This window comes from Methylotenera versatilis 7 (genome assembly GCF_000799165.1).
GTDB lineage: Bacteria > Pseudomonadota > Gammaproteobacteria > Burkholderiales > Methylophilaceae > Methylotenera_A > Methylotenera_A versatilis_A.
Genome location: NZ_JUGF01000001.1, coordinates 426,177 through 438,731, shown reverse-complemented (window position 1 = coordinate 438,731; position 12,555 = coordinate 426,177). Strand labels below are relative to the sequence as shown.

At 41.7% G+C, this 12,555-nt stretch carries 12 protein-coding genes; 8 read left to right on the top strand and 4 right to left on the bottom strand.

Annotated features, from left to right (window positions below; translation table 11 throughout):
• Window positions 1-58: 58 nt before the first annotated feature.
• Entirely contained in the window at window positions 59-1,477 is a 1,419-nt protein-coding gene (locus K370_RS01885) for a PLP-dependent aminotransferase family protein (RefSeq protein WP_047537545.1), read from the bottom strand.
• 181 nt (window positions 1,478-1,658) lie between these two features.
• Between K370_RS01885 and K370_RS01880 the strand changes: the two genes are divergently transcribed.
• The 4 genes from K370_RS01880 to K370_RS01865 all read left to right on the top strand — a co-directional run bounded on the left by K370_RS01880 (window position 1,659) and on the right by K370_RS01865 (window position 4,614).
• Window positions 1,659-2,420, top strand: coding sequence for an SDR family oxidoreductase (locus K370_RS01880; protein ID WP_200883418.1), 762 nt, complete (start codon window positions 1,659-1,661; stop codon window positions 2,418-2,420).
• Window positions 2,421-2,523: 103 nt separating this feature from the next.
• Window positions 2,524-2,946 carry a cupin domain-containing protein gene (locus K370_RS01875; protein WP_047537540.1) on the top strand — a complete coding sequence of 141 codons (423 nt, stop codon included), beginning with the start codon at window positions 2,524-2,526 and terminating at the stop codon, window positions 2,944-2,946.
• A 53-nt stretch (window positions 2,947-2,999) separates the two neighbouring features.
• On the top strand, window positions 3,000-3,632 hold the full coding sequence (locus K370_RS01870) for an FMN-dependent NADH-azoreductase (protein ID WP_047537537.1): 633 nt from the start codon (window positions 3,000-3,002) through the stop codon (window positions 3,630-3,632).
• 49 nt (window positions 3,633-3,681) lie between these two features.
• Complete coding sequence (locus K370_RS01865; RefSeq protein ID WP_047537534.1) at window positions 3,682-4,614, top strand: DedA family protein/thiosulfate sulfurtransferase GlpE; 933 nt, start codon at window positions 3,682-3,684, stop codon at window positions 4,612-4,614.
• 93 nt (window positions 4,615-4,707) lie between these two features.
• Here K370_RS01865 and K370_RS01860 read toward each other — a convergent pair whose 3' ends face one another.
• A complete protein-coding gene (locus tag K370_RS01860) occupies window positions 4,708-6,153 on the bottom strand; it encodes a PLP-dependent aminotransferase family protein (protein ID WP_047537529.1) in 1,446 nt (481 codons plus the stop codon).
• A 171-nt stretch (window positions 6,154-6,324) separates the two neighbouring features.
• Window positions 6,325-8,034 carry a 2-isopropylmalate synthase gene (gene leuA, locus K370_RS01855; protein ID WP_047537526.1) on the bottom strand — a complete coding sequence of 570 codons (1,710 nt, stop codon included), beginning with the start codon at window positions 8,032-8,034 and terminating at the stop codon, window positions 6,325-6,327.
• A 156-nt stretch (window positions 8,035-8,190) separates the two neighbouring features.
• Between leuA and K370_RS01850 the strand changes: the two genes are divergently transcribed.
• Window positions 8,191-8,658, top strand: a complete 468-nt coding sequence (locus K370_RS01850) for an Lrp/AsnC family transcriptional regulator (RefSeq protein ID WP_047537522.1) — start codon at window positions 8,191-8,193, stop codon at window positions 8,656-8,658.
• 301 nt (window positions 8,659-8,959) lie between these two features.
• Window positions 8,960-10,339, top strand: a complete 1,380-nt coding sequence (locus K370_RS01845) for an SAM-dependent methyltransferase (protein ID WP_047537519.1) — start codon at window positions 8,960-8,962, stop codon at window positions 10,337-10,339.
• Window positions 10,340-10,437: 98 nt separating this feature from the next.
• Here the strand turns inward: K370_RS01845 and K370_RS01840 are convergent, their stop codons facing one another.
• Entirely contained in the window at window positions 10,438-11,346 is a 909-nt protein-coding gene (locus K370_RS01840) for a LysR family transcriptional regulator (RefSeq protein WP_047537516.1), read from the bottom strand.
• 241 nt (window positions 11,347-11,587) lie between these two features.
• Between K370_RS01840 and K370_RS01835 the strand changes: the two genes are divergently transcribed.
• Both K370_RS01835 and K370_RS01830 read left to right on the top strand, forming a co-directional pair.
• Window positions 11,588-11,857 (top strand): phosphopantetheine-binding protein, encoded by a 270-nt coding sequence (locus K370_RS01835; RefSeq protein WP_200883416.1) that lies wholly within the window; start codon window positions 11,588-11,590, stop codon window positions 11,855-11,857.
• Window positions 11,858-11,873: 16 nt separating this feature from the next.
• Window positions 11,874-12,548 (top strand): hypothetical protein, encoded by a 675-nt coding sequence (locus tag K370_RS01830; RefSeq protein WP_047537513.1) that lies wholly within the window; start codon window positions 11,874-11,876, stop codon window positions 12,546-12,548.
• Window positions 12,549-12,555: the final 7 nt, after the last annotated feature.

The following is a 12,555-nucleotide window of genomic DNA, read 5'->3' as shown; positions in this document are numbered from 1 at the left end:
TCAGATGCTTGAATAAAAAGCATATCAGTTAGAAATAGAACGCTGTTTTTAACTGATTTTATGGTGTTAAATCACGGGCTATAGATCCCAGAGTAGATAAAGACGCTTCAATACGCGCATCCCAGATATGCCCATAATTTAATCTGACATAGTCTGTAAATCCTTTCTGGGCAGAAAAAATAGGCCCAGGGGCGATGCTAATTCCATTTGCAAGTGCAATACGTTGAACCTCTAAGGCGTTCACACCATCAGGCAGTTTCACCCATAAAAAATAGCCTCCCTGTGGAACTGTTAATCGGGTGCCATCAGGAAAATAACGCTCAATTGCTTCAGTAAATTTAATTTGATTAACCAAAAGCGTATGTCGCAAACTACGAAGATGTTTGTCATAACCACCTTTTTGCAGGTATTGCGCCAAAGCCACTTGTGCAGGCGCCGATGCAGATAAAGTCGTCGTTAATTTTAAACGTTCTATTGCTTTTGAATAGCGACCAGTCGCGACCCAGCCTACGCGATAACCCGGCGCAAGGCATTTTGAGAATGACGAACAATGCATGACCAAACCTTCGGTATCAAAAGCTTTTGCTGGTGTGGGTCGCTTATCTCCGAAATATAGCTCGCCGTATACATCGTCTTCTATCAATGGCACTTGATATTTAGTTAACAAGGCTACCAACGCCTTCTTCTTTTCATCTGAAAGCAAACTGCCTAATGGATTTTGGAAGTTTGTCATCAGCCAGCAGGCCTTGGGTTTATGGCGCTCTAAAGCCAACTCCATCGCATTTAGATCGATGCCATCTCTAGGATGGCTAGGCACCTCAACTGCACGCAGTCCAACTCTTTCAATGGATTGCAGTGCCGCATAAAAAGTGGGCGATTCAATCAGTATCGTGTCGCCAGGTCGGGCAACCGCCATCAAGCAAAGATTTAGCGCCTCTAGCGCACCGTTGGTAATAATGATTTCGTCTGCGGCAACATGCAATCCGTCGATCATGTAACGTAATGCAATCTGGCGCCGAAGATTTGCGTCGCCTGGACTTAGATTATCCACACTGCTCCAAGGGTCCATCATTTGCACACTGGAAGCCATTGTTCGCGCCAAGTTACTCAAAGGAAACAACAAGGGACTAGGAAAAGCCGACCCAAGTGGAATGACATTCTTGACCCTAATCGACTCAAGCACCTCAAATACAAGTTCACTTACATCTACCTGCGTCAGCTCTTCATTCATCTGAGCAATCGGCTCAGGCGAAGTTGGCATGCCAGTTGCCCCACCCGAAACAAAATAACCTGATCGTTCGCGAGCGCTAATTAAGCCTCTGGCTTCAAGCAGATAATATGCTTGAAAAACGGTTGATGGGCTGACGTTTCTACTGGCGCTTGCCTGCCTGACAGACGGAAGTTTATCCCCACGACAAAGAACCCCTTCTTGAATCGACTGAGCAATAGAATCGGCAAGCTGTTCGTAGAGTTTCATTGGGTATATTTTAAATTAAAAATGTAGCTTTAGTAGCCAGACGACAACATGGACTATTCATTTGGATGAAATATGGCTCTACATATTCGTCAATCACTTCAATAGCATAGCAACTTACTAACCCCGGTCAATTGATTGGTTTGAAGATTCAACTTACTTAATAGTTCAACTTAGGAGACATATGATGAAGACGGTAATTTTTGGTGGTAGCGGCCTGATTGGATCGAAGCTTATTAAAATTCTTAATGGGCAAGGTCATGAAACCGTTTCAGCCTCACCAAGTCAAGGTATTAATGCTGTCACAGGGGAAGGTCTTGACAACGCACTGATAGGCGCGGATGTGGTGATTGACGTCATGAATTCACCCTCATTTGAAGATATTGCCGTGTTAAGTTTCTTTGAGTCGTCGACCAACAATCTTATTGCCGCAGCTACAAAAGCCAATATTAAACATTATATCGCGCTATCAGTTGTTGGCACAGAACGTTTGCAGGCAGGTGGCTATTTTAAGGCAAAATTGCTGCAAGAAAATTTAATTAAGGCATCCAAACTGCCGTATACGATATTGCGCGCAACCCAGTTTTACGAGTTTATGATGGGCATTGCCCAAGCAAGTACGGATGGTGAAACTGTGCGTTTGAGTTCAGCCACTTTACAACCTGTGGCAGCAGCGGATGTTTCAAAAGCACTGGCTGACATTGCGATTGAAAACCCTAAAAATGACATCGTTGAAGTTGCAGGGCCAGAAAAAATCGGGTTGGACAAACTGATACAAAAAGTTTTAGACACGCACTCAGACAAACGTAAAGTCATCACTGATGATAATGCGCCTTATTTTGGCATGTTAGTGATTGATGACGCATCACTTACTCCCGGGTTGAACCCTCGCATAGGTCAGATCCGCTATGCAGATTGGCTTCAACAATCAGTTTCGCTCGCCTAATAAACTCAGGCCATATCAGCCCAACTTAACCGTATTTGCATAATGGCAAGAATTAACTTGCTACTTAAATACGGTTAATTATTTGAAAAAGGAAAACATATCCATGAGTCACTTAAGCCGAATTAAAAAAGCTTTATTCATCGCAGTATTCTCACTCAACTACACCACTGCGGTTAATGCACACGATGCTCCACATGAAGGCCCTGAAGTGACACCAGTGATGATCAAAGACTTAACAGATATTCCTGGTAAAGAAGTTTTAATGATTACAGTTAATTACAAGCCCGGTGAAGTTGAAGTGCCGCACCGCCATGATGCACATTGTTTCTTATATGTGTTAGAAGGTTCGGTAATCATGGGGGTAAAAGGGGGTAAAGAGGTGACACTAAAAGCTGGCCAAACTTTCTACGAAGGTCCTAACGACATCCATACCATTGGACGAAATGCCAGTAAAACAAATCCTGCTAAATTTTTAGTCTTACTCTTGAAGAATAAGGGTGTAGATGCAGTATTACCAGTAAAATAAATCAAGGATGCTCTTTGATATTTTAGCTAAATGTTTTAAAAGGAATGATTAACATGAGATTAATGCATGTAGACGCTAGCCCTAAAAGCTCGCTTTCAAACTCGAAAATGTTATCCGCTTATTATGTTGATTTGCTCAAAAAGCAAATTCCAGATTTGGAAATAGATTATCTTGACCTGTCTATTGATACGCCGCCGCATGTGAGTGGTGATTTTGCTAAAGCGACTTATACGCCGGCATCAGAAAGAACCGATGAGATGAAAAAGGTTCTGGAATACTCCGATAATTTGTGCGCACGAGTATTGATGTCAGATATGCTTGTTTTTGCTATGCCGATGTATAACTTTTCGATGCCTTCTAGTTTTAAAGCATTTATTGATAACTTAGTGCGGACTAACCTTACTTATAATTTCCTTGCTGATGGCACAACATCTGGAAATCTTACTCGCCAAAAAGTAATCTTTATCACGGCTAGAGGCGCAGATTTAAGACCCGGATTAAGCCCTTGGGCAGGCATGGATGCGCTTACTCCTGCGCTACGCTCACCTTTTGCTTTTTTAGGCGTAGAGAACCCTCACTTTGTAGACGCACAGCCACTTCAATTTTCTGATCAGACTGCACGTGAAGAAGCGCTCAAGCGGGCATATAGTGAACTTGAGTCCATAGCTAAAGAATGGATGAGCTAATCATGATATCGAGTATGATTCAAATCTTATAAATGAATAATGGTTATCTATGAGCTACATCACAGAATTAATCCAGCAGTTTGGATTAATTATCGTATTTGTTAATGTTTTTTTAGAGCAACTGGGGTTACCAATCCCTGCTTACCCAACACTAGTAATTGCTGGCGCTTTATTAATTAGCCCTGAGCAGTTTTCTTTCCCAGTGGTATTGCTTACAGCTGTTGTAGCTGCCGTGATAGCTGATACCTTTTGGTATTTTACTGGGCGCAAATATGGAAACAAGGTGATGAGCAAGCTTTGTAAAATATCACTTTCTCCCGACACCTGCGTTGCTCAATCCCAATCACTGTTCTTGAAATTTGGACCACCAGCTTTACTGATATGTAAATTTGTTCCTGGATTCGCCTCGATCTCTAGCGCCCTGGCTGGTTCTACCGGCACCAAGCTAATCGTTTTCCTGATTATGGATGGACTCGGTGCAGCGTTATGGGCTGGTTCAGCATTATGGTTAGGCTCGTTGTTCAGCAATGCAATTGATGAGTTGATGAGCATTTTAGTTGAAATGGGCAAATGGGGAATGCTGCTGGTCTTATTAGCCCTGCTTGTTTTCATCGCGTCAAAATGGTGGGAAAGGCAAAGATTTCTGAAAGATCTGCGCATGGCTCGCATTAGTGTGGATGAGTTAAATATACTTTTAGCTAAAGGTGAAACGCCAATTATTTTAGATACAAGAGCACCTCATCTTATTGAGGATGGCTGGATTCCGGGCGCTCAATTCATCACGATGGAAACCTTAGACGAGTTAACGTTTAAAACCAATGATAATGAAGCCGTCATACTCTACTGTTCTTGCCCAAATGAGGTAACAGCAGCAAAGATCGCTAAGGCATTGATGAAAAAAGGTTATTATAATGTAAGGCCGCTTGCCGGTGGAATTGATGCTTGGCGTGCTGCAGGGTATAACGTAGAGAATCTAAAGTAATATAACAATTAAATGGATTTTATTATTGTGCTCACTTGTGGCAATTTCTAACTGATTTAAATTTCTTTCAGAGCGTGTAGTTAAATCACGCATTTAAATCTCAGCAAAACAACTTTTCAGTTTCCTAGCCGCTTCATCAGCGGCTTTTTTGTTTGCAACATTAGTAAAACCAATGATTAAACCATTCTGATTAGGGTCAGTGGTCCAGTTCGATAATGCATGAATGTTATAGCCAAGCTTATTGAACGCGGTTGTAACATCATTATCAGAATGACCCGAAACAATTTTTACAACTAATTGCATTCCATTTTTATGTGAGTTCACTGCAATTTCTTGCCCTAATATTTCACTTAAGCTATGGCTGGTTATTTCCCTGCGATGTGAATAAAGGGCGCGCATTTTGTTCAAATGCTTAGAAAAATGGCCTTCAGCGATAAAATCATTAACGATTAATTGAGAGGTAATCGAGCTACCTATCTGGTAAATATTAGCTTTCTCTGTACAGATATCCACCAAATTCTGCGGTAGAACGATGTAACCTAATTTTAATGATGGAAATAAGGTCTTACTAAACGTGCCTGCATAAATGACTCGATCATACTGATCCAAGCTTTTTAATGACGGCAAGGGATACCCAGAGTATCGATACTCACCGTCATAATCATCTTCAATAATCCAAGAATCATTGCTGCCAGCCCAGTCCAGTAGCTGAGTTCTTCTAGACCACGACATGGCCATGCCTAATGGACTATGATGAGACGGCGTGACAATCGCAAGCTTTGCTTGGGGCGATTTTTTGATACCCTCTGAAACAATTAAGCCTTCATTGTCCACTGCCACCCTAATTACTTTTGCTCCGATATCTTCTAGCAAGGTTGAAGCGAATAGGTAACCTGGGTCCTCCATCCAGACTTCCTGACCACTTAGCCTTAAAACCTTACTTAGAAAATCCAATCCGCCCTGATAGCCCGTAGTCATAAAAACTTGGCGCGGATCGCAAACAACACCTCTAGATAATCGCAAATAGGTCGCGATTGATTGCCTTAATGGCAAATAACCCAAAGGGTCTTTGTGTGACATCTCAATTGAAGACATGCTGCGCATTCTATTTGAACCCAGCCTAGACCAGATCTTGCGCGGGAAAGCATCGTATGCTGGACTGCCTGGTAAAAAGATGTGCGAATAAGTATTTAAATCTGGGCCTTGAGTTGGTGAGACACTAGAGAGTCCTTGACTAGAGTTTTTGGGAGTGGAGCGCTTACTTTCTTTATCAAAAGCATATGGCGTAGATACGAATGTTCCAGCTTGCCCTTTTGAGGTAAACACCCCTTCTCCCAACAGCATGGAATATGCGTTTTCAACAGTGCCTCTAGCGACATTCAGCTCAATGGAGAGCGTCCTGGTGGAAGGTACTCTGTCACCGTCTTTTAATAAATGACTTTCTATAGCCTGTTTAAAACGCTTATATATTTGGAGATGGATTGGTTGGGAATCTGATTTGCTGAGCGAGATCAACTTCTTTGATGATGTATCAACCATGGCATCGTTCGATTCAAAATGTTGTACTTATTATACCGTTGCAAACCTAAATCTAGCTCTTGCTTTAACACCTAACGAAAGTTTCTATTTAATCCAGATAGATGAATGAGGATAATAATGCCTCCTTTTGGCGGTTGAACTCACCACCTTAAAGTAGGCATCCGCCCTATATCACCTATATGAAAAACCGTCAGATTGTTTTTCCATATTCACTGATTCTATTCTATGAATGCCGCTTACTAAAGCTTTAATCGAGGCTGTCACAATGTTAAAATCGATTCCCACACCATAACAATCCTTAAGGCCATCACGATTTAGTGGTGAAACCTCTATATAAGCACAAGAGTTCGCATCAGCTCCGTCAATACTTGGATTCATTGAACGTTGCTCGTAACTGCGAACATTTACATTTAGTCCTGCACTTTTAAATGCATTAACAGCAGCATCGATAGGCCCATTACCCTCACCTGTGAGGAAATGTGGGTTACCATCAATTTCGATATGCAAGCGAATTCCTTGAGTATTATCATTTTCAAAAAGATGATGTTCAACATACTTAACCGTTGCATGGGCTTCAAGATAGGTAGCCGAGAAAAGTTTCCAGATATCGGCAGCAACCATTTCCCCTCCATAGCCATCTGTATACTTCTGCACTACTCCAGCGAATTCAACTTGTAATCTACGCGGCATCACAATACCGTATTCATTTTCCAATAAATATGCGATGCCACCTTTGCCAGATTGACTATTTACGCGTATTACCGAATCGTAGTTACGCCCGACATCTTTCGGATCAATCGGAAGATAAGGCACATTCCAAAATTCGTCTGGTTTTTGTACAGCCAAACCTTTTTTAATCGCATCCTGATGTGACCCGGAAAATGCGGTAAAAACTAAATCACCCACATAAGGGTGGCGTGGATGTATCGGTAACTGGTTACAATCTTCAACGGTACGAGCAACTGCATTAATGTCGGAGAAATCAAGATCAGGTGAGACGCCTTGTGTATACATATTCAAAGCCATTGTCACTATATCAACGTTCCCAGTTCGTTCACCATTACCAAAAAGACAGCCTTCTACACGATCAGCGCCCGCCATTAACGCAAGTTCTGCTGCTGCAACTGCCGTGCCTCGATCATTGTGTGGGTGAAGGCTTAAAATAATGCTATCGCGCCTTGCAAGATGGCGATGCATCCATTCAATCTGGTCTGCGTAAATATTGGGCGTAGACACCTCAACAGTCGTCGGTAAATTGATGATTACTTTGTTCTCTGGTGTCGCACCCCATACCTCCGTCACAGCATTACAAACCTCTAATGCGAAATCAAGTTCAGTCGCAGTGAATGTTTCAGGACTGTATTCAAGCACCCATTCCGTTTCTGGTTGTTCAGATGCTAATTGTTTAATTAATTGCACGGAAGTTACCACCATACTCACAACCTCATCCTTAGTCATACCAAAGACGATTTCACGGAAAGGCTTTGAGGTAGCGTTATATAAATGCACAATCGCACGGCGCGCACCTCTGAGAGATTCCATCGTACTAACAATCAAATGCTCGCGTGCTGGAGTCAAGACCTCAATAGTGACATCATCAGGAATATGATTACCTTCAATAAGCGTTCGCACAAAGCCAAAATCCGTCTTTGAGGCTGAAGGGAATGCCACTTCAATTTCTTTGAAGCCAATATCACAAAGCATACGAAACATGCGCATTTTTCGTTCTGCATTCATTGGCTCAAAAAGTGACTGATTACCATCACGCAAATCTGTACTTAACCAGATTGGCGATTGGGTAATGGTTCGGTTGGGCCACTGACGATCGGGCAAGTTTACTGGCGGAAATGGCCTGTATTTATTAATAGGATGCTGCAACATTGAAATGACTCCTGATGAACTCTATAAACTCCAGGAGTGAAATCTTAAGCTAATTGCGTTAGCATGTGCTTGCGTTATATGGCAATAATATCTATATAATGGCAATAATATTTCACAATAAAATACATTATTGAAATAATTAGCTAAAGGAATGCTATGCAACTAGATCGTTATGATTTGCACATACTGCAAGTGTTACAGGAGGATGGTCGTATCAGCAACCAAGACTTAGCTGACCGCATCAAGCTTTCTGCTTCGCCCTGCCTCCGCCGAGTCAAAATTCTAGAAGAATCAGGACTAATTACTGGTTACCATGCATTTATCGATGCAAAAAAACTAGGTTTATCGTTGATGGCGCTTATTCATATTTCCATGGATCAACACACGCCTGAACGCTTTAAAAACTTCGAAGAAAACATAAGCCAAATGGCAGAGGTATTGGAATGTCTATTAATAACGGGGCAAGATGCTGACTATCAACTTAAGGTAGTAGTAAAGGATATGGATGCATATCAGGACTTGCTACTTAATCGAATAACAAGAATCACGGGCGTGACGGGTGTGCGATCCAGTTTTGTACTACGCAGGATAATCAATAAAACTGCATTGCCATTACCAATATAAATCACATAAACATTCAGTTTTTCAGACTTTTATGCTGCCCGCTTTCAGGATGATTAATTGCGCAATGCAATTCCATTAGCATCCTATATCAGTCTCTTTGCAGGTACATCAATCTCCTTGCCGATAGGCAAAATATACAATTCCCTTATGTCGAAACGTACAGAAATTCCTAAAAATCTCCATATATACTATTATTTCAATTAATGAATATCAAATACTGCACTGAATGGATTTGCAAAAGTAATTTTGCAGATATTACTGGCTAGAGATGTACATTTACGCATAGCACTAGGAGTTCCTAATGGTAAGCAATTTTGAAAATAATCAAACTGTAACGCATGCTTCAAAAGCCCAAACAGCGACCGACGATGTCGCTTTTCAAGATGGTTCACGCTTGTCGAACAAAGGAATTGAAGAAGCGGTAAAGTTATTGAAACGCTTGTTTAGCAATTTTGATGGCAGTCTTACTATGCAGCTATGGAATGGCGTTAATCTCAAATTGGGCAAAGCCTCCGCGGAAGATTACAACTCTTCATTCACATTGATATGCCGCAACCCCAATATTGTACGCAGCATGGTGCTTGGCCGGGATCCACTTCGCCTGGCAGATGCTTATTTTCATGGGGATATTGATATTGAAGGCGATTTCTTCGCTGCCGTTCAATTAAAAGATAATCTGCATATTATCAAGTTATCTCTATGGGAAAAATTCGCGGCAATAATCAGCGCTTTAAGGTTGCCCGCGCATATTGATGCTGACCCGCTCATCTATGATCATGCAGTAAAAGTGCACACCAAAGTAGAAAATCGTGACGCAGTGCAGTTTCATTATGATGTTTCGAATGATTTTTATGCGCTATGGCTGGACGATGCCATGGTTTATTCATGCGCATATTTTGAGAGTCATGACAGCACTTTAGAGCAAGCTCAACAGGCCAAGCTAGAACATATTTGCCGCAAACTAATACTAAAGCCCGATGAGTTATTGCTTGATATTGGTTGTGGATGGGGCGCATTAATTATTTATGCTGCTCAACATTATGGCGTTAAGGCGCATGGCATTACGCTTAGTCAGAAACAATTTGAACTGGCGACCACACGCATCAAAAAAGCGGGCTTAGAAAATCAGGTCACGGTTAGTTTACGTGACTACCGTGATATTAAAGGCGCTAGTATCTATGACAAAATCGTCAGCGTAGGCATGTTTGAACACGTCGGCTTGAAAAACTTGCCTTTATATTTTTCAACCGTACATAGGTTGTTAAAACCTTCCGGACTGTTTCTGAATCACGGTATCACACATGATGTAGAAGGCTGGGAAAAGACTTTATCTACAGAGTTTATTAATCGCTATATTTTCCCCGATGGTCAATTAGATACCGTGAGCAACATTCAACGCGCCATGGAGCAGGCAAAGTTTGAAATATCAGATGTCGAGTCTTTGCGCCCGCATTACGCTTTAACATTAAGGCACTGGGTTTCTCGGTTAGAAAATCATCATGAAGATGCGCTGCAGTATGTGTCTGAATCCACTTTTAGAGTATGGCGACTATATATGGCCGCATGTGCTTTGGAGTTTGAAGCCGGTGAAATTGGCATATATCAAATCTTGGCTAACAAACGTGAAATTGGTCAACCACACTTACCTTTAACTCGAAAACATATCTATGTTAATAAATAGCAACGACGATACTCATTAGCAGAAGTCTCACAGTAATGCGCGGATTTTTACTTTAAGCGATATCACTGTACGCCCTGTTTTTAGGTGATTTAAAATACTTATTTCCTGTAATAAGCAGCATCACTCAATATATTAACTAAACAGTCGAAAACCAATCTAACCCGCTCCGCTACAGGGCCGCGCTGTGGGCGGTATATATAAATACCCCAAGGTTTAGGTGATTGGTCTTGCAGGACAGCGACTAACTTGCCGCTTTGGATATACTCCTCACACATAAAGTCACCTAACTGCCCATAACCTATACCCGCCAAGACAGCAGCGAGTTCAGCTTCCGGATCGTCGGTAGTAAATGTAGGTGAGGCAAGTAAATAATCGGACGCATTTGCAAAAGTCCATGGCCACACTCTGCCCGTGTTGTGGTCGACCAATCCGGTATAAGGCATTTTACTGAGCTCATCTACTGTCAGTGGCATTCCGGTTTGTGCAATAAGTTCTGGCGTTGCAACGATATGAAACTTAACTTCATTCACGCGTCTGGCAACATTTCTATTATCGTTAAAGAAACCCACGCGTACACCAATATCCATTTGATCAGCCACAACATTATCAATTAAATCGGAAAATCTTAAATCCAGCTGAATGCCTGGGTAACCCTTCAAAAAATCAGTTAATGCCGGCAATAAGTAACGTCGGCCTAATATACTAGACATCGTAACCCTGACTAAACCTTCAGCCTGTTGTGAATCCGTGTTTTTGTGGGGTCTTAATAATGTATCGACTTGGTCAATCACTGCTTCGCTTTTCAGCGCCATCTGTTTGCCAAACTCGGTAATAGTCGTATTGCGCGTACTTCGATAAAACAATGGCTCACCTAGCAACTCTTCTAACTCTTTAATCGCGCGCGTCACTGACTGAGGCGATACTCCCAGTCTTACGGACGCTTCTTTAAAGTTTGATGACTCTGCGACCACTTTGAATATACGCAGCATTTCTAGTTTATTTTGCATTTTATTAATACCATAGGCCTTGCCTCAATTGTAGTTGATAATGGCGACCAACTAAAATCGCAGCACTTATGAACAAATCGCTATAATAAACAATCTAGTGTAGTTATCTGTTTATTTTTTGCACAACCAAGCCCTTACAAAACATGCAAAAAACTTGGTTTGTTTAGGTGTTCGCTATACTATTAAGCCATCCGTTAATTACCCAGCTCGAATGAACTGAGTTCCTTTTTAAAAGACAATCATGATAGAAAACAACACAAGCTTGCAACTTGAAATCGCTGAATTGATGGTGCAGGCATTAAATTTAGACACCACCGCAACTGAAATTGACCCGGAAGCGCCACTTTATGGCGACGGACTTGGTTTGGATTCTATTGATATTCTGGAAGTTGCGTTGGTTGTTTCGAAACGTTATGGCTTGCAACTGAAAGCGGACAGCGAAAACAATCATCAGATTTTCAGCTCGTTGCGCAATCTTACAGAGTATGTTGCTGCGCATAAAACAAATTAAAATTTAGATAAGAGAAATGCCTAATGTCATCAGAATCGCACGCGGGTTAGGCATCGGCGCAATCATTGTAATTTATGCGCTGCTTGTACATCGCGTTAACGCATCAGACCCCAGTACCATTCAATTTGGCATTATTCAGTCCAGTGCACTTGGCGCCCTGTTAGCGTTAACACCGATATTCTTACTTGTGATTACTTATGCCTGGAAAGCCAAGTCGTGCCTAGCCAGCATCAGTTCTCTATTGATTTTCTGTATCGCCTCTTGGTTTTTATGGTCTTTTGTAAAACACCATATCGGGCTTGTGTTCTGGATGCTGGATGTTGGATTGATGCTGGCTTTATTAATGACTTTTGGCCAGACTTTATTATCAGGCCGTAAACCTTTATGTGTACACTTTGCCGAAATAATCAATGGCGGACCTCTACCGCAAGAACACGAAAGCTATGCGCGTAAAGTGACTGTCGCCTGGGTGGTGTTTTTTGCTATGATCATCCTTGCTTCCACTTTGCTATTTTTTCTAGCGCCATTAGTCATCTGGTCATTTTTTGTCAATTTTCTAACATTGCCCTTAGTCGCGCTGATGTTTATAGGTGAATTCTTATTACGTCGACGCTTACTGACAGATTTGCCCAGCGGTCATGTCTTGGATGCAGTGCATGCCTATTTAAATAAATCTGCACATGTGCCTTAAGTTTAAG

What these genes read in the sequence shown, in the direction of transcription:
- K370_RS01885 (WP_047537545.1), bottom strand. Translation starts at nt 1,477, where the DNA reads ATGAAACTCTACGAACAGCTTGCCGATTCTATTGCTCAGTCGATTCAA.
- K370_RS01880 (WP_200883418.1), top strand. Translation starts at nt 1,659, where the DNA reads ATGATGAAGACGGTAATTTTTGGTGGTAGCGGCCTGATTGGATCGAAG.
- K370_RS01875 (WP_047537540.1), top strand. Translation starts at nt 2,524, where the DNA reads ATGAGTCACTTAAGCCGAATTAAAAAAGCTTTATTCATCGCAGTATTC.
- K370_RS01870 (WP_047537537.1), top strand. Translation starts at nt 3,000, where the DNA reads ATGAGATTAATGCATGTAGACGCTAGCCCTAAAAGCTCGCTTTCAAAC.
- K370_RS01865 (WP_047537534.1), top strand. Translation starts at nt 3,682, where the DNA reads ATGAGCTACATCACAGAATTAATCCAGCAGTTTGGATTAATTATCGTA.
- K370_RS01860 (WP_047537529.1), bottom strand. Translation starts at nt 6,153, where the DNA reads ATGGTTGATACATCATCAAAGAAGTTGATCTCGCTCAGCAAATCAGAT.
- leuA (WP_047537526.1), bottom strand. Translation starts at nt 8,034, where the DNA reads ATGTTGCAGCATCCTATTAATAAATACAGGCCATTTCCGCCAGTAAAC.
- K370_RS01850 (WP_047537522.1), top strand. Translation starts at nt 8,191, where the DNA reads ATGCAACTAGATCGTTATGATTTGCACATACTGCAAGTGTTACAGGAG.
- K370_RS01845 (WP_047537519.1), top strand. Translation starts at nt 8,960, where the DNA reads ATGGTAAGCAATTTTGAAAATAATCAAACTGTAACGCATGCTTCAAAA.
- K370_RS01840 (WP_047537516.1), bottom strand. Translation starts at nt 11,346, where the DNA reads ATGCAAAATAAACTAGAAATGCTGCGTATATTCAAAGTGGTCGCAGAG.
- K370_RS01835 (WP_200883416.1), top strand. Translation starts at nt 11,588, where the DNA reads ATGATAGAAAACAACACAAGCTTGCAACTTGAAATCGCTGAATTGATG.
- K370_RS01830 (WP_047537513.1), top strand. Translation starts at nt 11,874, where the DNA reads ATGCCTAATGTCATCAGAATCGCACGCGGGTTAGGCATCGGCGCAATC.